Genomic DNA, 23,743 nt, shown 5'->3' on the forward strand with positions numbered 1-23,743 from the left:
TTAAAGAGCGAGTGGTGATAAGTCAATATACTTAGATAAATCACGCTTTTTAATACCTGGCATATAAGGAATTTCGCCTAATTTTTTGCCTGGTAAATTCGCTTCCATCATTCGAATAATTTCAGCATAATTTTCAGTGCCCGGATTAATACGGTTAGCAACCCAACCCACAACCTCAAGGCCGTCATGTTGAATGGCTTCAGCCGTTAATATCGCATGACTCATACAGCCAAGCTTTACGCCAACAACCAAAATTACCGGTAGCTTTTCGCGCTTCACCCACGTCGATAGGAAGTCAGTTCGTGTCACAGGTACACGCCATCCACCCGCACCTTCAACCAGTACGACTTCTGATTTTTCTTTTAACTTCGATAAACCTTCAGACAACACATCGAAATCAATCACACGATTTTCTTGCTCTGCGGCAAGGTGTGGTGACACTGCTGCCTCGAACGCATAAGGGTTAACCTCATCGTATCCAAGGTCAACAACTGAAGCATCCTGAATATATAGCGCATCAGAATTGCGCATCCCCTCTTGAGTCGGCACACTTCCTGATGCTACTGGCTTATAACCCGCCATCTTGATGTTCGCGCTAGCTGCAGCATGAAGAATGGCGCGAGAGGCAACAGTTTTACCGACTTCGGTATCTGTTCCTGTTACAAAGAAAGCGTTAGTCATTAATAATTACTCCAAAACAGACTTGGTAAGTAGCTGGCAGTTGTTGGTTCTCATCTCGATACTCTTCATAAGCGCTCTCTAATGCCTGAATCGTTTTACGACCGGCCAAGCCTGCCTTACGCCCCTGCTGCAGATGTGTCGCTCCAATCCCTTTCAGATCTTTCATGAGTTCAACTGCCGAGCTGTAAAACATGGTGATCGGCTTGAAGTCTAGGTCAATGTTATGGCTACCTGCTTGCGCCAGCGCAAGTTTTATGGCCTTTTGCGAAAGAAAATCGTTCACATGTTGATATTGATCAACCTGACGCCATGCATTAGAAAGCTCAAATAATGAGCCCTCTACTAAAGTGGTAAACACAATATTACCACCAGGCTTAACGACACGTTTCAACTCTTTTAGCGGAATGGATAGATCAGCACACCACTGTAGGGCCAAGCTACTAAAGGCAAAATCAAAGGTATTATCGTCAAAAGGCAGGTTTTCAGCATCAGCTTCAAAATAAGAAACGTCTTCGCCGCAGCGATTTTTCGCTTGCTGCAACATTGCTATCGATAGATCGGCGGCCGCAACATTCAGTCCACGCTGTACAAGCTGCTCACTGAAATAACCCGTACCACAACCTAAATCAAGACACTGGCTACCGACAGGTGCTACCGCGGGTAACTTGTCTAGCAATAAATGCCCCACCTCTCGTTGAAAAGCTGCAGCTTTATCATAATGTTTCGCTGCGCGGCCAAAAGCATCAGCAATCGCCTGCTTTTCTTGTTGATTATTTGCCATACTAAGCTCGATGGCAGTATTCAATTTATCCACCATGAAACACCTCATTAATAGCCGTTACCAACCGTCTCACATCACCCTTCTGATGCGAGGCTGTGAGAGTAATTCGAAGTCTTGCGCTATTAGCAGGCACCGTTGGCGGGCGAATAGCACTCACCCAAAGACCTTGCTCTCTTAATGCAGATGAAATACGCATGGCTTCATCACTTTGACCAATCAATAAAGGCTTTATCGGCGACACTGTATTTTTAAACACAATGTCGTCATCTAAACCATCCTCTAGCACCTGACTGAGTTCCGCCAACTTTTCCCTTCGCCATTCATCGGCTTGGATCATGTTACAAGCTTTACTTAGAGCGTAGGCTTGTGCCGGGGGCATTGCGGTTGAATAAACAAAATGACGTGCAAACTGTGTCAAATATTCAGCGATATCATGGTTACAAAGTACCGCAGCGCCCTGCATTCCGAATGCTTTACCAAAAGTAATGACCAAAACATCGGGAGTGACACCCGCTAAATCACAACTTCCTTTACCATTCTCACCCAACACACCGCAGCCATGTGCATCATCCACCATTAAGACACTGCTTGTTTCACTGCATATTGTCTGAATATCAGCCAGCGGGGATAAATCCCCATCCATACTGAATACACCTTCCGTCACAACAAATGTCGCCATCGGAGATTGTTCAGAGCGATCTGCCAATTCTAGGCGAGATAAGGTTCGCGACAGTGCAGTCAGATCATTATGAGCAAAACGTCGCATATTGGCTTCAGACAACATTCCAGCTTCAATTAATGAGGCATGATTCAGCTTATCTTGAATAAGGTGATCGCCTTGCTGCAATAACGAAAAAAGAACTGCCTGATTCGCGCTAAAACCACTACTAAAAAGTAAGGCTCGTTCAAAACCTAACCATTCAGCAAGCTGTGCTTCAAGGTATTGGTGGGGTTGTTGGTAGCCCGTTACTAACGGCGATGCACCACTTCCGGCTCCAAATTTCGCCAGCCCATCCTGCCAAGCTGCTATCAGATCTGGCGATTGCGCCAAACCAAGATAGTCATTACTTGAGAAATTTAATAAAGCGCTACCGCCAGATATAACCTGCTCATTGTGTCGTTCAAGGCAAGTACGCTGGCGATAAAGCCCTTGAACAGATCTTTCTTCAAGGGCTTTGACTATACGTTGATTAAACCGATGCATCGTAGAACAAATCATCCTTGCTCGGACGAGCAGCAACACGCTGAGCAACCTGTCCTAACAATTCTTGTGCTTGAATTTCATCAGGCTTGGCACTCTGTTCTTGGCTATTAATACCTAATTTGGCAAATAGCTGCATGTCTTTATCTTCACCCGGGTTTGGCGTTGTTAGCAGTTTACAGCCATAGAATACCGAGTTAGCACCTGCCATGAAGCACAGTGTTTGCATTTGCTCGTTCATGTCCTCTCGCCCAGCAGAAAGGCGTACAGCAGAAGCTGGCATAATGATACGCGCAACAGCAATGATACGAATGAAATCGAATGGGTCGACATCATCAACGGACTCTAGCGGTGTCCCCTTCACTTTAACCAGCATGTTAATCGGCACGCTCTCAGGGTGAATGGGTAAATTCGCCAACTCGACCAGTAAGCCCGCACGGTCACGTGAACTCTCGCCCATACCAATGATACCGCCAGAACAAATTTTCATACCAGCATCACGCACATGGCTTAAGGTATCTAAGCGATCTTGATAAGTCCGCGTAGTAATAATATTGCCGTAAAACTCTGGTGAAGTATCTAAGTTGTGATTGTAGTAATCGAGACCAGCCCCGGCCAACTCGCCAGCTTGATCACCCGTGATCATGCCAAGAGTCATACAGGTTTCAAGGCCCATCTCTTTCACGCCACGCACCATGTCTAGCAAATATGGCATGTCACGTTCTTTCGGGTTTTTCCAAGCTGCGCCCATACAAAAACGCGTCGCACCAGACGTTTTCGCCTTTTCTGCAGCATCAAGTACACGCTCAACTTCCAGTAAACGCTCACGATCTACATCGGTACGATAATGGGCACTTTGTGGGCAATATTTGCAATCTTCAGGGCATGCACCCGTTTTAATCGATAATAAGGTGCTTACTTGTACTTTATTCGGCTCGTGATACTGGCGGTGCACTTGTTGCGCATTAAAAACCAGATCCATGAACGGCTTGTCGAACAAGGCTTGAACTTCCTCAACTGTCCAGTCGTGACGTACTTCCACGTGTAATAACCTCTTATTTTTATTTCAGCTCTAACGGCAAAATATGCTTATTGATACTTGGCTAGTCTACTGAGACTCAGTAGACTGTCAACCATCAAAAAGGACCGGGGTTTACATCTGTGCAAAAAACAACCAATAAGATCGACTTAGCTTTTGACCAACAACATGTTTGGCATCCTTATACATCAACGCTAAACCCGTTACCTTGTTACCCAGTAGAAAGTGCCAGCGGGGTTTACCTTAAACTAGAAGATGGTCGAGAGATCATCGATGGTATGTCTTCATGGTGGTCAACTATTCATGGTTATAACCATCCGGAACTTAACGCTGCAGCTAAATCACAACTCGATAAGATGTCGCATGTTATGTTTGGTGGCATCACTCATGAGCCCGCCGTTGAGCTTTGCCGTAAACTCGTCAAAATGACGCCCGAGCCTTTACAGCATGTATTCTTAGCTGACTCAGGCTCAGTCGCGGTAGAAGTAGCCTTAAAGATGGCATTACAATATTGGCATGCAAAAGGCGAACGTCGTCCTAAGTTTCTCACCGTTAAAGATGGTTATCATGGCGATACCTTTGCGGCCATGTCAGTTACTGACCCAAATAACTCCATGCATAGCCTTTATAAAGGCTTTTTACCGGAGCATATCTTTGCTCAATCGCCAACTTGCGGCTTCTATGATGAATGGCAAGAATCTGATGTCGATGACTTCAAACAAAAATTGGCCACGAACCACCAAGACATTGCCGCAGTCATTCTCGAGCCAATAGTACAAGGCGCTGGCGGTATGAAGATCTACCACCCAACCTTCCTGTCTCGGGTTCGCGAACTGTGCGACGAATATGGGATTTTGTTAATTGCAGATGAAATTGCCACTGGATTTGGCCGAACTGGAAAATTATTTGCTTGTGAACACGCTGGTATCAATCCTGATATTATGTGTGTCGGAAAGGCACTGACTGGCGGCTACATGACTCTGTCAGCAACCTTAACGACTAAACATGTCGCAAATACGGTATGTGGTGGAGAGGCTGGCTGCTTCATGCATGGCCCGACATTTATGGGCAATCCCTTGGCTTGTGCCGTGGCGAATGCTAGCCTCAGTATTCTTGCGCAAGGCTCATGGCAAAAACAAGTAAAAAGCATTGAAAATCAATTATCTAACAGCTTGCCTGAAATCGGTAAATTAGAGCGTGTAAAAGCCGTTCGTTGGCTCGGTGCTATAGGTGTTGTTGAACTCTATGAGCCCGTTGATATGGCTTCAATACAAAAAGCATTTGTCGACAGTGGTGTCTGGATTCGCCCTTTTGGCACACTTGTCTACATTATGCCTCCATTTATTATTAAGCCACAAGAACTTAGCAAGTTAACTTCGGTAATAAAACTAACCCTTCAGTAATATCGAAAAGCAGACAATTTCTAATAATTGTCTGCTTATACTTTTCCTGAACGTTATAGCAAAACCAACTCATGGTTGGAACGTATATAGACAAATCTAAAGTCAATAACGTCAGAAAGGCTAATACTATGCAATTACCCCTATTTCCGTTACAGATATACTTGCTACCCGGTGGGATAAGTAAGTTAAGAATATTCGAACCGCGCTACACACGGCTAGTTAAACTCGCAATGGCTGCGGGTGATGGATTTGGACTCTGCATGAAAGACGGAGATTCACTGTGTCACTTTGGCACTCGTGCAATTATCACTGATTTTGAGCAGCTTCCTGATGGTCTACTTGGCATAACCGTAAAAGGTGTAGAAAAATTCTTAATCAATCGCCACTGGAAAGAAGAAGACGAGCTACGTTTTGGTGATATAACCCCTATGACTAACTGGTCACCCACCGAAATCAAGTTTGTTGATAGAGATATCTCCAGCAGCCTCAAGGCTCTGTTTGACGAATACCCTGAACATGCCGTGCACTACCCTTTGCCAGATTACAATGACATGACTTGGGTGTGTCAACGATGGTTAGAGTTACTTCCTCTTGAAACCAATCAAAAACAATGGTTTATGAGTCGAAATGACCATCGTGCTGCACTCTCTTTTTTACATAATGTTATTGATGAGCAACTAAAAAAAGACCAATAATACTAATAAAAGCGGTCATGTCTGTGGATGTTAGCTTTAACAAAGACATGATTCGACCATCAAACAATACACTGCATTTCTCATGAATAAGTCAAAAGCCACCCGCTTTTTTACTACATTTACATTATGTCAGAATGAGCAATTTGCTAATCATTATGCAAAAAGCATAAATTTTGACGCAGGAAGATTTATGGGGAGGGAAAATGAACACCATGACGATGCAGGATCATCACGATGAAAAAACTATTACTAATATTGAGTCTTAATTGCATCCCATTCATTTTACTCACTGCAACCCTATTATATAACGGCAGTTTACTGGCTAGCGATCAACAAACCCTGCAGCAATTACTTCCCCTAGAGAGCCTATGTCAGGCCATCACATCAAAGCCATAAAAAACATTAAACCGACAGGTGATCAGCTAAATTGAATAAATCCTCTTTTTTCGTCTAACCTCAAAATAGCACCGCTTTTTGAGAACAAGGATGTCAAAGTGGAATCATTTTTAGGCTTTATCGGTTATATCGCTGCATCTATCGGCTTTGCCATCTTATTTTTATTATTATTAACAACATACAAGAAGCAAAGCATACAGAAGAAGCTTCTACTTAGTATGTGTGCGATTGGTACTATTTGGACAGCAAGCACAGTACAACAACTCATCAATGGCACGTCAGTTTTACCCCCCCTCATCAGTGAAACCCTATTTAACTTAAATCTTTCTTTATTACTTATTAGTACCTTAACAGTAAAAAAGAATATAAGAGCGTTATTGAGTCTCAAACCCCATAGTGCCATTATTAGCGTCATGTCATTCATTGCTATCAGCGAAGTGATACGGCTTTTTACTCCGGTATTTCATCAAAAAATATTCTTTTTATTCCACCTTTCGCAAGCCATTATTTGCCTTTGGCTCGTCGAACAACTGTACCGGCGTAGCAATCGCCTAGAGCTGCAATCAATAAAGCCACTCTGTATTGGTGTTGGCTTGATCAGTGGTTACAACTTTGCCTTGTATGCCGACGCACTGTTAACAAACACGATCTCTCCTTCGTTTTGGCAAGGAAGAGGCTGGGTAATTGCTGCAGCTTTACCGCTCATTGCGGTCACAACTCGACGGCTAAAAAACTGGGAAAGCCGTGTTTATGTCTCTCGTAACATTATTTATCACAGCACATTGATTTTAGTGGCTGGGTTATACCTACTTTTAATGTCACTGGCTGGCTATTACATTAAAGCAATGGGCAACTCTTGGTCTGAAACCGCGCAAACACTCTTTTTTTCACTAGGAAGCCTAGTGCTTGCCAGCTTATTTTTATCCGACGTTTTACGACAAAGAGTAAAGGTCTTCATTGCCAAGCACTTTTTCGCCAACAAATATGAATACCGCGAAGAGTGGATGCACTTTTGCTCTGAGATTGAAGATCAAGCACGTACACCCTACGACAATGCTCTCTCTGCGATGATGCGTCCTTTGGGTTGCGAATATGGCATTCTTGCCATTCAAAAGAATGGCTTACTGCTACCCGAAACAAACCTTCACTGCTCTTTGGATCACCCTGAAGCATTAGCCTTATTAAAACTTCTTGGGAGCAAAGTTATTGAGCACCAGTGGATTATAGATATCCCGAAATTGTCCAGCGGACATGAAAAAGCACCATTTGATATTGATATTCAACAACTCAACAAAATACAACACTTTACTATTGTTGCGCCTCTCATTTCCTCATCCGGAACCCAAGGAATCTTTATTCTATCTACGCCAACATCTACCGACGACTTAAATTGGGAGGATAGAGACTTAATGAACGCGATTAGCCTACAACTTTCAGTTTACCTCACCATGTATGAAACCAATCAAAGACTAGCTGAAAGCCAGCAATTTGATACCTTTAACCGAATGTCTGCGTTCCTCGTTCATGACCTAAAAAATGTGGTGGCGCAACTACAATTATTAAGTAATAATGCTAAAAAACACCGTGATAACCCTGAATTCATTGATGATGCTTTTGAAACAGTAGACTCCGCAGTAATACGCCTCAATAAAGTATTAACACAACTCGGTAAAAAACGAATTGAAGCTGACACCGAGCAAGTCATTAATATTGAGCAAACTATCGCGCGTATTTGTGAAGAGCGGGCTGTTCAACACCCAATCCCCATATTTCATAATTTCTCCCGTCATCAACTAGCGTTAACAACACTAAAAGAACGATTCCAAAATAGCCTAAACCACCTAATTCAAAATGCGCAAGATGCCACCAATGATAATGGCAGCGTAACCGTTTCCTTAGTCGATACACCCAAAAGTATTCAAATCATCATTAAAGATAGTGGCCACGGTATGTCAGAAGCATTTATTAAACACCGCCTTTTCAAGCCTTTTGACACGACGAAAGGCAATATAGGGATGGGTGTAGGCGCATATGATGCGAAAGTCATGGTTGAGCAACTCGGGGGCTTCATTTATGTTGACTCTACTGTTAATGAGGGCAGCTGCTTTACATTGAAAATCCCTAAACAAACCGCTTTAGCACAAAAAAGTTTCACTATACTTAAATAACGACCACAAACAGGGAATAGTCTATGGAAACGTTGCTCATCATTGAAGATGATCCCGGCATTCAAAAACAATTAAAATGGTGCCTTTCTGATTACAATGTGGTGTTAGCAGGTCATCGTCAAGAAGCAATTACTGCAATACGACGTTTCGAACCTAAAGTCGTGACACTGGATTTAGGGCTTCCGCCTGATGAAGCTAATGCATCAGAGGGATTACAAACATTACAAGATATTCTCGAACTCAATCCCTATTGTAAAGTCATTGTCATAACGGGTAATGATGATAAAGAAAATGCGTTAAAAGCCATTGAACTTGGCGCTCATGATTTTTATCAGAAACCAATTGATAATGATATTTTGTCAATCATTATCGAGCGTGCATATATCATTGCCAATTTAGAATCAGAAAACCTTCGACTTAAACAGTCATCACTAGAAGACAACGGGTTTATTGGCAATAGTCCTCAAATACAACATGTATGCCGAATGGTTGATAGAATTGCGACCAGCGAAATTTCAACCCTCATATTAGGTGAAAGTGGGACCGGTAAAGAGGTGCTTGCTCGCGCTATCCATAATAAGAGTGAAAGAAGAGGTAAACCATTTGTTGCCATAAATTGTGCTTCTATTCCGGAACAATTGCTTGAAAGTGAATTGTTTGGCTTTGAAAAAGGTGCCTTTACTGGTGCACATAAAACCACAATAGGTAAAATTGAACATGCTCATGGAGGAACACTTTTCCTCGATGAAATTGGTGATATGCCCTACCCTTTACAAGCTAAAATTTTACGTTTTCTTCAAGAAAAAGTGATTGAACGTGTCGGAGGCAGACAAGAAATAGCAGTAGATATAAAAATTATATGCGCTACCCACCAGAACCTTGAAGCAATGATGGCAGAAAAAACGTTCCGAGAAGATCTGTATTATCGAATTAGCGAAATTACCATCGTTAATCCACCACTCCGTGAACGTGGGCAAGATGTCGTGCTATTAGCAAGGTACTTCCTGCATATTGCTAACCAACAAACGCAACGCCAAATCACAGGGTTTACCGAAGAGGCAATCACTGCGATGGCTCAACATCACTGGCCTGGTAATATTCGAGAGTTACAGAACAAAATAAAATCGGCAACGATTATGGCTGAAGGAAAAGTCATTACTGAGTTTGATCTTGCCTTAGTGCTACAAGATAGCCCTGATGATGATAAAAAAATGGCGATTAATCTTCGCCACATTCGTGAAAGAGCAGAAAAACAAGCGATCACTCAAGCATTATCACTCTGCAATAATAATATATCGAAAGCCGCAAATTTACTGGGCATAACCCGACCAACACTCTATAACTTACTAGAAAAGTACACTTTAGCCATCGATGTAAAGTAATGCTAAAGTGCTAACAAACAGGGTAACGTTGACGAAAATACGACCTAAAAGGAGATGCCATAATGCTTCTCCTTTTTAGTCGCCATTAACAGGGTAATCGAGACTATGACTTTATTCAGTGGTACTCAATTTCATCAGCTTTTTCACCCAAAACTTACTCCCTAAAGACCCCAACTCTTCATCTAATATATTATCTTGGGCATCTCCTTCATCGCTTGCTTTAATATTAACTTGGCGCTTCTTTTTTGCTAATAACTTATCTAAATAACGAATGGTTGCAACTTTTCGCTCAATAACAGTATCAAGCACTTCAGTTACTGAATGCAGGGTCTTATGCATTTTTTCGATATCATGATCTGAAAACGGAGTAAGCACATCACGCTCAGCCGTACTCATGGGCGAACCATGTTGAAAATCTTGCATGAATGGTTGCTTCGCTAAGGACCCAGAAAATTCTGCTCCCATTTCTTCTAGCACTTTATCCACATCTGATGTCGTAATAACCGACAAATCTTCTAGAAATGCGAACAATAACACCCTATCCATTAGAATATTAATCTTACGGGGAATGCCCGACGACTTTTTCATGACTAACTCAAAAACATCATGCTCAAATTCAGGGCTACCCTGCCAATTTACTTGCGCCAGACGGTGTAATATATAGTCTTTTGTTTGTTTACTATCAAAAGCCTGTAAATGGCAAGATGCGATAATGCGTTGACGAAATTGCTCCATCTCCGGTATTGCAATGATACCTTTCAGCTCTTCTTGCCCCAGGAAAAAACTCTGAATCAAGGGCGTATCGTCTAACTGAAAATTTGATAACATTCTCAGCTCTTCGACTGTTTCAACCGGCAAATTTTGAGCTTCATCAACAATCAGTAGCGCGCGCTTTCCTTGCTGAGACAGCGTTAATAAATACTGCTCCATTCGTTGCAATATCGCAGCTTTATCTCCCCCATCAACTGGAATACCAAATTTTGCAGCCACCAAACGAACCAACTCTTCAGGGTTTAGCCTCGTGGTAGCGATTTGGATAGCCACAAAAGAGTCATCCAAAGATGCTAATAAGCTTCTCGCCAACGTTGTTTTACCGGTTCCCACAGGGCCTGTAACCACAATAAACCCTTCACCTTGAGACAGGCCATACTGTAGATAAGACAACGCTTTTTCATGATGGGGGCTCGAGAAGAAAAACCGAGGCTCAGGGCTTAATTTAAAAGGTTTATCAGTAAGTCCGAAGTGTGATTCATACATGGGTTATAATTGCATCCTTACATTAATAAACACTCTATTTTCATCATAGCTTTCATTTAACTTAGAAGACGATTTATTCATATGAGACAAGTTAAATGACGTGGATATATCCTCATTCAGCTGATAGCTTGCACCTAATGAATAGTCTCGATAATGATCACTCTGGTCAGCCTCTGAAAGTCGTTCGAAATCATAATACTTATATTCAGCACCTAAGCGCATGCTTAAGCGACGAGATAAGCGGTGAGATATATCTAATCCAATCCCATTGCCCTCTTCATCTTGCACATCCGCATTAGCATTTAGCACTTGCTGTTCATCATGAAAAATAGACARCTCATAGCTTGTACGCCTAGATTTTACTACCGAAGACCACTCTAAGCGCCGGCTTAGAGATACTTCAGAGACATTAGAGCCTGAGGTAAAGAAATCGCGGTCAAAGCTCACCGCTTCTTCAAAATATGAGATGGTATTTGTCAGTTTACGAGAGCGATGTGATAACTCAAATCGATATGCATCACCAAAGAAGCGCTTATCATAAGAAAAGAATAACTTAGTGCGTGCATTAGGTTCGACATTGATCGCGCCAGCCCAAAAATCTGAATTGTTATCATCGTCAGAAAAATTATAACTTACCTCGATATATGACTGCTTTGTCCAATAATATCGAAGTCCCGGCCCCCAGCTAAAGGAATCGGCACTGTCTGACTCTGCTCGACCTTCATAATTTTCATAATTTAAGCGTATAAGTGGCGACCAACCATGAATGGTTTGCAAACCAAACTCTTCACGCAATAAGGTAAAAGACGTGTCTTCATCACCATTTTTACCGTTCTTATAATCATAAGAGGCTTCAATTAACCAGAAAAAGTCTTTAACACTTCGTCCATTTGCATAGGTGATTTCGGCACCATAGCCATCATAATTACCAATATCATCTTCATTATTGGTAATTTGTGCATAGGTTCTAGTCCGTAAATCAACCTTACTTAATGGATTAGAATGATAACTAACACCCACCTGCGCATTTTTACTTTCAATTGTGTTGCCAGTAAACACATCAACACTGGCATTTTCATCAATCGCTTCCGCTATGTTTTCAATGGATGCGGATGCATCCACACTAAACCCTGTGTTATACAGCCCCTTTCTAGTCAAAAAATTCAATTGTTGATAAGCTGTATTTTCACTCGAATCATGGCTGTAAAATAATTGGCTCATGGTATAAGCAAGGTTTAACTGTCCATCGTTACCAATAACACTGGCTGCCACCCCCACATCAATGGACGAGATTAAACTACTGCCGCTTCCTGATTCGACCAAATCCACATTATCCGTGAAAGTAAGCCCTCCTCCTACAACTGGAGAAAACGTAACATCCGCAGCAAAGCTACCTGTAGTAATAAGCGATAGAGAACATAATAAATGCTTATACTTTTTTGGGCTTCGTTCCATAGTCATAACCATATCCATATTGACTATGCGTTCCATACAACGCTTTATTAATTACAAAACCAATGGCTAGATCCCTATTTAAATCGGCGATAGTCTGCTCTACGTCTGACATTTGGGTTGTTGTATGCGAAACAACAATAATAGCTTGCCCCATCAATTGCGAAACCGTGACAGTTTCAACAACACCAAGCATTGGTGGGCAATCAAACAACACCAGCCGATCTGGGTAGCGGTTCTCTAATTCGGTTGTCAGTGATTTCATTCGATCACTGGCTAGAAGTTCATTGCTTAAATGGTGCGCAGAGCCTGCAGGTAGGATCCTTAGGTTAGGTATATTCGTTGGATAAATGACATCAGAAAGATTAGAAACATCACCAAGAAGGTAGTCAATAAGGCCGGGGGTTTCTTCAACCCCTAAAGTTCGTGAAATATTTGGTCGCAATACATCTGCATCGACCAATAATATTGTTTTATCTTTCTCGGTGGCAACACTTAATGCCAAGTTAATTGCAGTAAACGTTTTTCCTTCGATTGGCTGAGCGCTTGTTATCATCACCATATTACTTTGTTTCAATGTACTCGACACTGGACCAAAAGCATTGTAGAGAATTTTATGCTTTATCGAACGATACTCATTGTTAATTTGTGCATTGGCGTTATCATCATCGTACGCCACCATCCCCTCTTTTTTTAACCTTTCGGTATCAATGTGCAAAGTCGTTACCGCGACCTTATTATCATTATCGCTCGCTACATGGTTATTCGCTGCTGTCTCAGGCTTCACCTTCCGTGTCATTGCTTTTGCAATACTACCCGAATTTTCAGTACCCTCACTTTGTTCGCCAACCCTTCGTTTTTTAAGCGCCTTTTCTATAATACTCATATCAACTTAACTCCTGAGTAATAGCATTCTGAATAGAGGGCACGATATTGATAACCATAAAGCATGTAAAACAGACAAGTAACAGCACACTTAAAATAGAAAATCGCCAAACTTTCCGTTGCTCAATCGCTTTTATACCTGATGTATTTGTTGCTGATACCACACCAAATACAGGTAGCTTAGTTTGAGTAAAAAGTTGATTCGCAGAAATAACAACGGGTCGTATTTGGCTATTCAAAAACGCTAATGCAACCCCAGCACCGGTAGCCAAAAACAGCACCACAATCAAGAACAATGGACGCATTGGGCCAGAAGGCTCTTTTGGCAATAATGGTGCATCGATGACCCTAAAAGTAATTTCGTCAGACGATGCACCAACGCTCTGTGAAATCAATGCCGATTCACGACGGGCGAGTAACTGCTCATATTGCGCTCTCGTCACATCATAATTCCGCATCATACTCGTCAGCTCGGCCTCAACGTTGGGAATTTGCGTCATCTCCTCTGCTAGCACCGACAGCTTTTCAACTTGGCTCGCCTCCCTTACCGTTAAAGAAGCAATCGCATTTTCTAACTGGGTAATATACAGCTTAATTTCTTGAAGTACGGGGTTCTCCGCTGCCGAAGGCGAAGATTGATCAAGCGATGATTGTTGCAGTTTTTTAAGTTCTGTAATTTGACGCCGCGTTTCTATGACATCTGGGTGTTTTTCAGTAAACCTAAATAATAAAGAGTCTAACCGTGACTCTAATGATTCAAGACGAAGGTCATACTCTGTTCGATAACTTGATGACTGCTTCGATATTAAAGAGAGCTCTTTATTTAACTGCCCTTGGGCACTTTTTAGCTGTGTTTGAGACTCTTTAAGCTCTAAACGAGTTGATTCAAGTGCAACTTTTAAACCCTCGAGTTTCTGAAAATAACGCTTTTCCGCTCCTGGCATAAAACCAGCATTGGCACGTTTAAATTCGGCTAATTTTGATTCAGCTTCAAGTAACCGAGCTTCATATTCATTAAGTTGAGATTCAATAAACTCGTTCGCTTTACTCGTATCTTGCCGCTTTTGTCCTACCGCATTTTCAACAAAAACATCAAGTGAAGCCTGTACAACGCCTTGCACGTACTCTGGGTCTTTGCCTGAATAGCTGATTGTAAATAAGTTCTCTTTACCTGCTGAACGAATTTTAATGTTATCTTTTAAATCTTCTAATAACTCATCATATTCATCATTCGTTGTTACCGTCACATCAGCATCTGTATATCGTGCGATGGTTTCTAGGTTACGTCGACTCAGTAACGTTTTAACCATCAATCGCAATTCTTGAGTTGGGTCGTTATCAATCGCTAAACCACGTAATAATGGCTGAAGGATCGATCGGGTATCAGCATATACCCGAGCTTCAGAAGTATATTGATTCGGCAAAAAGGTTACTGCAACCCAGCCAATAGGGCAGATTATCCATAATGTAATGATTGCCCATCGACGGTATAGCCATACTCCCCGAAGGTAATGCAATAGGAGATCTAACTGTTCCTTCATAAAGATCGTTCCTTAAAACCATGCTTCAGGAATAATAATAATATCGCCAGGTAATATATCGACATTTGCTTCTATGTCGCCATCCCGAACAAGATCGCTCATGTTGAGAGCAAACTGTTTCTGTTGACCATTTACAACTCTGATTAACCGGGCATCGTTGCCATCAGCAAACTCTGTTAACCCCCCGACTGCAACCATGACATCAAGCAGCGTCATATTTTCTCGATAATTAATCGCTTGAGGATCAGAGGCTTCACCAATTACGCGAACTTGCTCGCTATATGGCCCAACAAAGCCAGATACCATCACAGTCACAATTGGGTCTCGAACATATTCAGACAATTGAGCTTCCAAGCTACGCGCTAAATCTGTTGGTGTTCGGCCAGATGCTGGTAAGTCGTCGACTAAAGATGTCGAAATCATACCGTCAGGGCGAACAATAAAACTACCGGATATTTCAGGATTGCCCCAAACAAAAATAGACAGGCTATCACCGGGGCCAATAAGGTACTTATATTCACTGATATCTTTGGTTAGTGATGCCTGAGGCGTGGCTGACGGCAGTAGCGGTAAGCCTGTAGAGCTACAGCCAACAGTACTGCCCATCAGCAGTCCAAAAGCCAACAATGAACACCTAACATTGAAGCCATGTTTACTCATAAACGCATCCACCCTGCATTACCACCTTGACTAAGTAAGGTTTCCCTTTATCGCCTCACAAAGGCGTATAACTAAAATTTCATCAGTTGCACTGATTTAACTATATATGTTTTTTTTATTTTAAAGCTTTTTTCTAGTTAAAATTGAACATTTCAGGTGAGATACTTAACATTTACACCTCTATATTTTCATGAAATCTCGATTTGATATGCAATTTAAAAAAAAAGGTGCATATAATTCCTAACACCCCCTGATAGTGCAAGCTTAATATGTGGCATAGATAATGCTTTAAAAACAAGTAAGAAAGCTATGTACCATAAGGAATAAAATATTATGGCAACGTCTAAGTTTCATGACTTAAACCTCAGCAATGCAACATTGATAATTACGGATATTATCCTTTTATTCAGTATTTTTTCATTTGGAATTCATTACCTGAAAGGCATATATCCTAATATAATGCCGATTTATGGCAGCATTGCTTTTGTAGCTAATTTATTCTTCTTTAGTCTACCGATACARATAACATTACTTTCTGTCGGTTTATATAATGAAAAGCTGAGAGAAAACTTTCGAGGTATCACTGTCCGTATTACCGTGGCTGTTATTCTTGCTTATATCTTGTCTTCCTCACTTTCATTTTTCATACCATTCTTACAGCTTACGGGAGCTAGTAAGGAAATTCTCTATGGTTTTGTATTGATARGGTTAGTTTTCTCTCGCTACATCGCAATAAAAAACAACTATGAACACATTGGACGTCGTAAAGTCGTTGTTCTTGGTGCAGGAGAACGAGCGAAATTAATTGATACTAGCATGCGAAGAAAGTCGGATAGAGTACATTTCGACCTTGTTGGTTTTATCACACTAACAGGTGACAATAACGACCAAACGCTATCTGCACCTCAGCTAAACTCGACTGAATCACTCGATGAATTTGCTATAAACAATGAAATTGACGAAATTGTAATTGCTGCAGATGAAAGGCGTGGAAACTTGCCGACTAACAGTTTATTTAATTGTAAGGTTAACGGTATATCCATTACTGACATTATTGATTTTATCGAAAGAGAAACTGGCCAAATTGCGGTCAACCACATTTATCCATCCTTTGTTATGTACAATAACCAAGCAAAGAATCACTGGCTTCCTTCGGTATTTCATTGGTCATTCAATAGCTTTATTGCAATTATGATTCTTATCGTAACTTGGCCTTTAATCATTGCTGCGATAATAGCAATTAAACTAGAAGATGGAATAAAGGCACCGGTATTTTACTCTCAACAACGTGTTGGCTTAAAAGGGAAGGTTTTTTCTATCTATAAATTCCGTAGTATGACAACCGATGCTGAGAAGAATGGCGTTCAAATGGCGTCGAAATCTGACAGCAGAATAACTCGAGTTGGAAATATATTACGTAAATACCGTATAGACGAACTTCCTCAATTATTAAATGTTTTTCTTGGTGATATGTGTTTTGTTGGCCCTCGCCCTGAACGCCCTCAGTTTTCATCACAGTTTGAAAGCGACATTCCCTATTATGCGCACCGTTTAGATGTTAAGCCCGGTCTTACTGGTTGGGCGCAGCTAAAATACCCTTATGGTGATGGCATAGAAGATGCCATAGAAAAACTAAAGTTTGACCTCTACTATATCAAACATCGTAGTCTACTATTAGATATTCTAATCTTGATAAGGACATCTGAAATTGTCTTATTTGGAAAAGGACGATAGACATGGAAAGCTTAAACACACCCGCTCCAAATTTAAACGTAGATACAATAGTTAACGCTATGACCATTGATGTTGAGGATTATTTCCATGTCTCAGCGTTAGCTGAAGTCATAAAGCCTAACGAATGGGGTAAAAAGTACCCTCTTCGCGTCGAGAAAAGTACACAGCGGATTCTTGAATTACTCGATAACCATCAAACCAAAGCGACTTTCTTTATTCTCGGTTGGATTGCTGAAGCATGCCCATCTCTTATCAAAGAAATAGCATCACATGGTCATGAAGTGGCAAGCCATGGCTTTGCCCACCAGCAAGCCAATAAACAAAGTCCTGCTGTATTTCGCGATGATGTTGCAAAAAGCAAAGCATTAATAGAGTCTCTCACTGGTAAGCCCGTGGTAGGCTACCGCGCGCCTAGCTTTTCAATCGACACCTCAAATACTTGGGCTTTTGATGTACTTAAAGAGCTTGGTTTTCTGTATACAAGCAGTACCTACCCTGTAAAACATGACCTCTATGGTGTGCCAGATTGGCCTAGATTTAAACACAGACGTCCAGAAGGGATCTGTGAAATACCAATCCCAACCCTGAATAAATGGGGTAATAACATTCCCATTGGTGGTGGCGGTTATTTCCGGTTTTACCCTTATCGATTAAGTCGCTACCTTATTCAATCTTTTATTAAAGAAACTGGTCAACCATATAGTTTTTATTTTCACCCTTGGGAGATTGACCCACACCAACCAAGAGTGGCAGGAATTACACGTAAATCACAATTCAGGCATTACCTAAATCTAAACAAAATGGAAAGCCGATTGGAACGGCTCTTGCAAGATTTCAAATGGAATTCAATGAGTCATGTTTATCAACTAAGTAGGCACGAAGACAATGCAAAATCTATCAATACGGAAGTTAACAGAGAAAGAGCATTCATTATGGGACAACTACGTTGATAATCACCCCGACGGTAGCTTTTTCCATTTATCAGGCTGGCTAGAGGTTATTCATTCTGTTTTTGGTCACAAGCACCACTACTTATTAGCAGAAGAAAATCAGCAACTCGTTGGCATCTTGCCATTATTCGAGCAAAAGAGTTTGCTTTTTGGTCACGCTCTTATTTCAACACCTTTTTGTGTATATGGAGGTGTTGTTGCAAACAGTTCAATTATTCGAGAGAAGCTAGAGTCTGCAGCTTATGAATTAGGCTGCGACTTAAATGTTGACTATATAGAATTGCGTGATAAAAACCCAATAGACAGTAATGGACCATGGCTTTCACATAGCCATCACACTTCTTTTCAATGTCCGCTTCCTGAAAAAGCCGACGATATTCTTACCACAATAAAGCGCAAACAACGCGCGGTTATTCGTCACTCACAGAAAAACGAATTAAGTTGGGATAACACCAATGATCCTGAAGCTTGCTTTGATATTTATGCTGAAAGTGTACGTAACCTAGGTACCCCTGTGTTCTCAAAAAAATTATTCAGCCAATTAAAAGGGACCTTTGGTGAACAATGTGAAACTCTCCTAGTTCATGACAAAAATAATCAGCCAGTTTCTGGTGTATTAAGCTTTTATTATAAGGGCCAAGTACTCCCTTATTATGGTGGCGGGAAATTTGAAGCAAGAGAACTGAAAAGTAATGATTTCATGTATTTTCAACTCATGCAGCTTGCACATCAAAAAGGTATAACACACTTTGACTTCGGGCGAAGTAAAAATAATTCAGGCTCGTATAAATACAAAAAGCATTGGGGAATGGAAGAGCAACCTTTGCATTACCGAGTTGCTCTAGTCAAAAGCAAAGCCTTGCCGAACTTGTCACCCAATAATCCTAAATACAAGTACTTCATCAAAGCATGGCAAAAGTTGCCGCTTGGCCTTAGTCAAAAAGTTGGCCCTCTTCTCTCAAAATATCTGGGGTAATGCTATGAAAGAGCCGTTGCTATATCTTTGCCATCGGATTCCATTTCCGCCCAATAAAGGCGATAAAATTGCGAGTTACAACATATTAAAATTTCTTAGCAAACGCTACGATATTTATTTAGGCTGCTTCATTGATGACAACTTTGATATTCAGTTTGAAGACGATGTACGTGCTTTCTGCGTAGATTGTAAATTCATTACTATATCAAGAAGCTATAGCAAACTAAAAAGCTTAACGGCCTTACTCGATGGAAGCCCTATAACCTTGCCATTTTATTCACGTAAAAGCATGCAACGGTGGGTTGACGATACTGTAGAAACACATCAGATTCAAAAAGCCTTTGTTTTCTCCTCCTGTATGGCGCAATACGTACACCACTATTCAAGCGACTTACATACCGTTATGCATTTCGTCGATATAGATTCTGACAAATGGTTGCAATATGCCCAGAAAAGTCAGGGAGTAATGAAGGCTATTTACCATCGAGAACATCAAACCCTCGCCCAGTATGAAAAAAGAATTGCCAATGCATTTTCCGTTAGTTGCTTTGTCACACCAGCAGAAACCGAAGCCTTTAAATCCATGATACCCTCAGCGATAAGGCAAAAAATCCACCCGTTAGAAAACGGGCTTGATAGCCAATTTTTCTCGCCGGATGCAAAACATAAATTAGCTGAACCTTATGATCTGGCGAATGAAAATTACTTAGTCTTTACAGGCGCCATGGACTACTGGGCAAATGCAGATGCCGTAAAATGGTTTACCGACCATGTTTGGCCTGAAGTCACGAAAGTAATACCGGATGCAAAATTTTATATCGTTGGTAGCTCACCTACACCTGAAGTCAATGCCTTAGCTGATATCGACGGGATCACCGTAACAGGGCGAGTTGAAGATGTTCGCCCTTACTTAGTTCATGCGAAAGCCGCTGTTGCTCCAATGCAAATTGCACGCGGGGTACAAAATAAAGTGCTCGAAGCAATGGCCATGGCGAAGCCTATTTTGGTGTCATCACTTGGCATTGAAGGGATTGATAATTATCCGACCTCTCAGCTATATGTTTCTGATGATGCTTCCACATCTATTAACTGGGCGATTGAGAAACTGTCTAAACAACCGTCTATCGCCATAGATTCTAGGGTTTGGATTAAAGATACTTATAGTTGGGATGCAAAACTCTCTCCTCTTTTAAATTATTTAGGAGAAGTACATGCCAATCAGTAAGCCTTATTTATTCCTACTCCCTTTTATTGCGTGGCTATTGATGTTTTATAGCTCCATCGCCGATATGGTAAATGTATGGGGAACATCCAAAACCTACGAACACTGTTTCCTAATTATCCCAATCAGCTTATGGGTACTGTGGCAGCATAAAAAAGAATTCAATGCTGCACCTAGCGGTGTTGCTTGGTTACCAATCATTCTTCTGTTTTTCCCTGCCATCTTGTGGCTATTAGGCTTAGCCGCAAAGGCAAATGTTTTTGAGCATGCCGCTGCTATTTTCAGTTTACAACTTTTACTTTGGGCTATGCTTGGCAATGCTAAAGCTAAAGTCGCTTGGTTCCCTATCGCTTTTTTGGTTTTTTGTATTCCCTTCGGTGAAGAGCTGATCCCAAGGCTACAGATCATAACCGCTGATCTCTCGATTGTTTTTTTACAACTGAGTAATATTCCAGTCTATCGAGACGGCCTTTACCTCACCATTCCTAATGGGCAGTTCTTTGTTGCAGAAGCATGCTCTGGCATCCGCTTTCTGATTTCCAGCCTCGCCTTAGGAACACTGTTTGCCTATTTACAATTCACCAAAATCTGGAAACGAGTCGCCTTTGTGGGTTTCTCGTTCATATTCCCAATTATCGCCAATGGTATCAGGGCTTACGGTATTATTCTGATTGGTTATCTCTCGGATATGAAATACGCAACAGGTGCTGATCATCTAGTGTATGGCTGGTTTTTCTTCAGCATTGTTATCTTATGTATTTTCTTTACTGCCAGTTTGTTTGCTGATAAACCAAACGAACAAGTGCATCAACATTTTCCATTAGCATCGCAACTCACGAAGCAATCATCCACGAAAGCAGCAGGTACGATTACTCTTATTTTCTTTTCGTTTGCGCTTTGGGGGCAAAGCATTACTCATAACAATAAAACGGTTACCACTCCCCCACAATTACTGGCTGATGCAAAAGCAATAGATAACTCAACTTGGGGCATTAATTTCCCAGATGCCTCTGCCGCAACACTAGCCGTAAATAATGCGGGAGATACTTATTTTTACACCGCTCGCTATGCACTTTGGCAACCAACCGGTGAGCTTATAAGCAGTAGAAATACATTATTCGACAAAGATATTTGGTCAATCCAACAGCAAGAAAACGTCACCATCTCTAATAATGCCAATGCAACAACACTCTCATTAATAAGCCAAGGTGGTAGCTCAATGAAAGTGGTGTATTGGTACTGTGTTAGCCATTACTGCTCGAGTGATCCTCTTTCAATTAAGCTAACCAAAGCGAGTCAGTTACTCCGTGGCGAAGAGGGGTATGCAGATATTTACGCTATCGCCAGTAAAGGTGAGCAACGCGCAATACAATATGCTCAGCGTTGGCAAGCCTCTTTTCGTCAGAAACCAGAATAACGCTATTCAAGGAGGATGAATTATGTGTGGTATTTCAGGAATTTTCAATTTAAGACAACCTTACCCAATAGACAAAGCAACGCTAGAGAAAATTAATCGCCTGCAAAGCCACCGCGGTCCTGACGATGAAGGCTATTATTTTGATGAATTTGTTGGGTTAGCGCATCGTCGATTATCGATTATTGACCTATCAGGCGGCCACCAGCCCATCTTTAATGAAGATAAAACTATCTCTGTTGTATTTAACGGTGAGATTTATAATTTTCAGGAATTAGCCGATGAATTAATCGCACTGGGCCATCAATTCAATACGCTCAGTGATACTGAAGTGATTGTTCATGCTTGGGAGTCTTGGGGAGAAGATTGTATTACCCGCTTCCAAGGTATGTTTGCTTTTGCATTATGGGATAGCAATAAAAGAAAGTTATTTCTAGGCCGTGACAGGCTCGGTAAAAAGCCTCTTTTCTACACGGTGACCGCACAAGGGCAGTTCTTATTTGGCTCTGAGCTGAAAGTATTACTAGGCCATCCAGATGTGAACAAAACGCTACGACCGGAGATGGCTGAAGAGTTTTTCATGTATGGCTACATTCCAGAACCTTACAGCGCCTATAAAGAAATCCTAAAACTAAACCCTGGCCATTGCCTGACACTCAGCCCCGGTAGTGATATTTCACCCATAAAATACTGGGATTTGTCAGCCCCTAATGAAGAAATGAGTTGGGAGCAAACCCAAGAAGAATTGATTGCCAAGCTCACTGAAGCCGTCAAGATACGTTTAGTTTCCGAGGTACCGCTGGGTGCCTTTTTATCTGGAGGGGTAGACTCCAGTGCAATCGTTGCCCTTATGGCGCAATTGCAACAGTCCCCCGTCAACACTTGTGCTATTGGTTTTGACGAAAAAGCGTTTGACGAAAGTGAATATGCCCAACAAGTTGCCCAACGTTATCAAACCAACCACCGCCACCACATTGTGAATCCCGACGATTTTCAGCTAATCGACCAATTAACCGATGTGTACGATGAGCCCTATGCTGATAGCTCAGCGTTACCCACATTAAAAGTTTGTCAGTTAGCCCGTCAGCATGTCAAAGTCGCACTATCAGGAGATGGTGGCGATGAAATTTTTGGTGGCTACCGCCGGCATCGTATGCATTTGGCTGAGCAACAATTGAGGAATGCCATTCCAGATCCAATACGTAAGCCATTGTTTGGTGCATTAGGGCATTTATACCCAAAAGCCGACTGGGCGCCTAAACCGTTTAGAGCAAAAACGACGTTTCAATCATTAGCCCTAGATACTGTTGAAGGCTACGCAAACTCAATATCAAAACTTAGAGAAAATGAGCGCCGCCAGCTATTTAGTGATCGCTACCTATCAGAGCTTAATGGCTACAGGGGCATAGAAATACTAAAGGGTCACGCCAGTCACTTCCCGTCTAATGATCCACTTAAACAGATCCAATATCTCGATATTAAAACATGGTTACCTGGAGATATCCTGACAAAAGTTGACCGAGCAAGTATGGCACACTCGCTAGAAGTCCGTTCACCGCTATTAGACCACAAGTTTATTGAGTGGGCATATAACATTAATAGTAAGCACAACATTAAAGGCGTAGACGGCAAATATGCGTTTAAAAAAGCACTATCCCCTTATGTCGATGACAATATTCTCTATCGCCCCAAAATGGGATTCAGTATTCCGATCTCCGAATGGTTTCGGACTAGCCTAAACTCACACCTTCGAGAACATGTCTTGTCTGAAAATATGAAAGACAGCGGCTTTTTCAATGTCGACCATCTAACCAAAATGATCGATGACCATCAGCAGGGCTACCGTGATCACGGTGCTTCTCTGTGGTGCATTCTGATGTTCTCTCAATTCATGATGAGGCAGTAA

The 23,743-nt window shown here is 41.6% G+C and carries 20 protein-coding genes; 11 read left to right on the forward strand and 9 right to left on the reverse strand.

Features of this window, described 5'->3' with window-relative positions:
* From bioD to bioB, 4 genes are read right to left on the reverse strand one after another with little or no spacing between them, the layout of a single operon-like run.
* On the reverse strand, nt 1-681 hold the full coding sequence (gene bioD, locus L4D78_RS08570; RefSeq protein ID WP_428466516.1) for a dethiobiotin synthase: 681 nt from the start codon (nt 679-681) through the stop codon (nt 1-3).
* The gene (gene bioC, locus L4D78_RS08575; protein ID WP_428466517.1) at nt 674-1,498 is read right to left on the reverse strand and encodes a malonyl-ACP O-methyltransferase BioC; all 825 of its coding nucleotides are present in this window, start codon (nt 1,496-1,498) and stop codon (nt 674-676) included. The genes bioD and bioC overlap by 8 nt, the downstream gene beginning before the upstream one ends.
* On the reverse strand, nt 1,488-2,666 hold the full coding sequence (gene bioF, locus L4D78_RS08580; RefSeq protein ID WP_428466518.1) for an 8-amino-7-oxononanoate synthase: 1,179 nt from the start codon (nt 2,664-2,666) through the stop codon (nt 1,488-1,490). Before bioF ends, bioC begins: the two co-directional genes overlap by 11 nt.
* A complete protein-coding gene (gene bioB / locus L4D78_RS08585; RefSeq protein WP_428466519.1) occupies nt 2,653-3,705 on the reverse strand; it encodes a biotin synthase BioB in 1,053 nt (350 codons plus the stop codon). Before bioB ends, bioF begins: the two co-directional genes overlap by 14 nt.
* Nucleotides 3,706-3,845: 140 nt before the next feature.
* Here bioB and bioA point away from each other — a divergent pair, with 140 nt between their 5' ends.
* From bioA to prsR, 5 genes are all read left to right on the forward strand, one after another.
* Entirely contained in the window at nt 3,846-5,105 is a 1,260-nt protein-coding gene (gene bioA, locus L4D78_RS08590; protein ID WP_428466547.1) for an adenosylmethionine--8-amino-7-oxononanoate transaminase, read from the forward strand.
* 128 nt (nt 5,106-5,233) lie between these two features.
* Entirely contained in the window at nt 5,234-5,800 is a 567-nt protein-coding gene (locus L4D78_RS08595) for an LON peptidase substrate-binding domain-containing protein (protein ID WP_428466520.1), read from the forward strand.
* A gap of 234 nt (nt 5,801-6,034) precedes the next feature.
* Nucleotides 6,035-6,196 (forward strand): hypothetical protein, encoded by a 162-nt coding sequence (locus L4D78_RS08600; protein WP_428466521.1) that lies wholly within the window; start codon nt 6,035-6,037, stop codon nt 6,194-6,196.
* A 98-nt stretch (nt 6,197-6,294) separates the two neighbouring features.
* On the forward strand, nt 6,295-8,364 hold the full coding sequence (prsK, locus tag L4D78_RS08605; RefSeq protein WP_428466522.1) for an XrtA/PEP-CTERM system histidine kinase PrsK: 2,070 nt from the start codon (nt 6,295-6,297) through the stop codon (nt 8,362-8,364).
* A 23-nt stretch (nt 8,365-8,387) separates the two neighbouring features.
* Nucleotides 8,388-9,746 (forward strand): PEP-CTERM-box response regulator transcription factor, encoded by a 1,359-nt coding sequence (gene prsR / locus L4D78_RS08610; protein ID WP_428466523.1) that lies wholly within the window; start codon nt 8,388-8,390, stop codon nt 9,744-9,746.
* A 111-nt stretch (nt 9,747-9,857) separates the two neighbouring features.
* On the opposite strand, the gene L4D78_RS08615 is transcribed toward prsR, so the two are convergent.
* Genes L4D78_RS08615 through L4D78_RS08635 form a run of 5 tightly spaced genes read right to left on the reverse strand, consistent with a single transcriptional unit; the run spans nt 9,858 to nt 15,541 of the window.
* The gene (locus tag L4D78_RS08615; RefSeq protein ID WP_428466524.1) at nt 9,858-11,003 is read right to left on the reverse strand and encodes an XrtA/PEP-CTERM system-associated ATPase; all 1,146 of its coding nucleotides are present in this window, start codon (nt 11,001-11,003) and stop codon (nt 9,858-9,860) included.
* 3 nt (nt 11,004-11,006) lie between these two features.
* Nucleotides 11,007-12,464: a TIGR03016 family PEP-CTERM system-associated outer membrane protein gene (locus tag L4D78_RS08620; protein WP_428466525.1), complete on the reverse strand. Its 1,458-nt coding sequence runs from the start codon at nt 12,462-12,464 to the stop codon at nt 11,007-11,009.
* Nucleotides 12,433-13,341, reverse strand: a complete 909-nt coding sequence (locus L4D78_RS08625) for an XrtA-associated tyrosine autokinase (protein WP_428466526.1) — start codon at nt 13,339-13,341, stop codon at nt 12,433-12,435. Before L4D78_RS08625 ends, L4D78_RS08620 begins: the two co-directional genes overlap by 32 nt.
* Nucleotide 13,342: 1 nt before the next feature.
* The gene (locus L4D78_RS08630) at nt 13,343-14,881 is read right to left on the reverse strand and encodes an XrtA system polysaccharide chain length determinant (protein ID WP_428466527.1); all 1,539 of its coding nucleotides are present in this window, start codon (nt 14,879-14,881) and stop codon (nt 13,343-13,345) included.
* Nucleotides 14,882-14,893: 12 nt separating this feature from the next.
* On the reverse strand, nt 14,894-15,541 hold the full coding sequence (locus L4D78_RS08635) for an XrtA/PEP-CTERM system exopolysaccharide export protein (protein WP_428466528.1): 648 nt from the start codon (nt 15,539-15,541) through the stop codon (nt 14,894-14,896).
* A gap of 333 nt (nt 15,542-15,874) precedes the next feature.
* Between L4D78_RS08635 and L4D78_RS08640 the strand changes: the two genes are divergently transcribed.
* From L4D78_RS08640 to L4D78_RS08665, 6 genes are read left to right on the forward strand one after another with little or no spacing between them, the layout of a single operon-like run.
* Entirely contained in the window at nt 15,875-17,275 is a 1,401-nt protein-coding gene (locus L4D78_RS08640; RefSeq protein WP_428466529.1) for a TIGR03013 family XrtA/PEP-CTERM system glycosyltransferase, read from the forward strand.
* A gap of 2 nt (nt 17,276-17,277) precedes the next feature.
* A complete protein-coding gene (locus L4D78_RS08645) occupies nt 17,278-18,225 on the forward strand; it encodes an XrtA system polysaccharide deacetylase (protein WP_428466530.1) in 948 nt (315 codons plus the stop codon).
* Nucleotides 18,161-19,201, forward strand: a complete 1,041-nt coding sequence (locus tag L4D78_RS08650) for a FemAB family XrtA/PEP-CTERM system-associated protein (RefSeq protein ID WP_428466531.1) — start codon at nt 18,161-18,163, stop codon at nt 19,199-19,201. The genes L4D78_RS08645 and L4D78_RS08650 overlap by 65 nt, the downstream gene beginning before the upstream one ends.
* 4 nt (nt 19,202-19,205) lie before the next feature.
* Nucleotides 19,206-20,426, forward strand: a complete 1,221-nt coding sequence (locus L4D78_RS08655) for a TIGR03087 family PEP-CTERM/XrtA system glycosyltransferase (RefSeq protein WP_428466532.1) — start codon at nt 19,206-19,208, stop codon at nt 20,424-20,426.
* Nucleotides 20,413-21,840 (forward strand): exosortase A, encoded by a 1,428-nt coding sequence (gene xrtA, locus L4D78_RS08660; RefSeq protein WP_428466533.1) that lies wholly within the window; start codon nt 20,413-20,415, stop codon nt 21,838-21,840. Before L4D78_RS08655 ends, xrtA begins: the two co-directional genes overlap by 14 nt.
* Before the next feature lie 22 nt (nt 21,841-21,862).
* Nucleotides 21,863-23,743: an XrtA/PEP-CTERM system amidotransferase gene (locus tag L4D78_RS08665; RefSeq protein WP_428466534.1), complete on the forward strand. Its 1,881-nt coding sequence runs from the start codon at nt 21,863-21,865 to the stop codon at nt 23,741-23,743.

It is taken from the genome of Photobacterium minamisatsumaniensis (assembly GCF_050336695.1).
Classification (GTDB): domain Bacteria; phylum Pseudomonadota; class Gammaproteobacteria; order Enterobacterales; family Vibrionaceae; genus Photobacterium; species Photobacterium minamisatsumaniensis.

Coding starts and splice junctions, on each gene's coding strand:
- L4D78_RS08615 (WP_428466524.1), bottom strand. CDS start 11,003: ATGTATGAATCACACTTCGGACTTACTGATAAACCTTTTAAATTAAGC.
- xrtA (WP_428466533.1), top strand. CDS start 20,413: ATGCCAATCAGTAAGCCTTATTTATTCCTACTCCCTTTTATTGCGTGG.
- L4D78_RS08645 (WP_428466530.1), top strand. CDS start 17,278: ATGGAAAGCTTAAACACACCCGCTCCAAATTTAAACGTAGATACAATA.
- L4D78_RS08655 (WP_428466532.1), top strand. CDS start 19,206: ATGAAAGAGCCGTTGCTATATCTTTGCCATCGGATTCCATTTCCGCCC.
- bioD (WP_428466516.1), bottom strand. CDS start 681: ATGACTAACGCTTTCTTTGTAACAGGAACAGATACCGAAGTCGGTAAA.
- bioF (WP_428466518.1), bottom strand. CDS start 2,666: ATGCATCGGTTTAATCAACGTATAGTCAAAGCCCTTGAAGAAAGATCT.
- L4D78_RS08635 (WP_428466528.1), bottom strand. CDS start 15,541: ATGAGTAAACATGGCTTCAATGTTAGGTGTTCATTGTTGGCTTTTGGA.
- bioC (WP_428466517.1), bottom strand. CDS start 1,498: ATGGTGGATAAATTGAATACTGCCATCGAGCTTAGTATGGCAAATAAT.
- L4D78_RS08625 (WP_428466526.1), bottom strand. CDS start 13,341: ATGAGTATTATAGAAAAGGCGCTTAAAAAACGAAGGGTTGGCGAACAA.
- L4D78_RS08595 (WP_428466520.1), top strand. CDS start 5,234: ATGCAATTACCCCTATTTCCGTTACAGATATACTTGCTACCCGGTGGG.
- L4D78_RS08665 (WP_428466534.1), top strand. CDS start 21,863: ATGTGTGGTATTTCAGGAATTTTCAATTTAAGACAACCTTACCCAATA.
- prsR (WP_428466523.1), top strand. CDS start 8,388: ATGGAAACGTTGCTCATCATTGAAGATGATCCCGGCATTCAAAAACAA.
- L4D78_RS08630 (WP_428466527.1), bottom strand. CDS start 14,881: ATGAAGGAACAGTTAGATCTCCTATTGCATTACCTTCGGGGAGTATGG.
- L4D78_RS08650 (WP_428466531.1), top strand. CDS start 18,161: ATGCAAAATCTATCAATACGGAAGTTAACAGAGAAAGAGCATTCATTA.
- L4D78_RS08600 (WP_428466521.1), top strand. CDS start 6,035: ATGAAAAAACTATTACTAATATTGAGTCTTAATTGCATCCCATTCATT.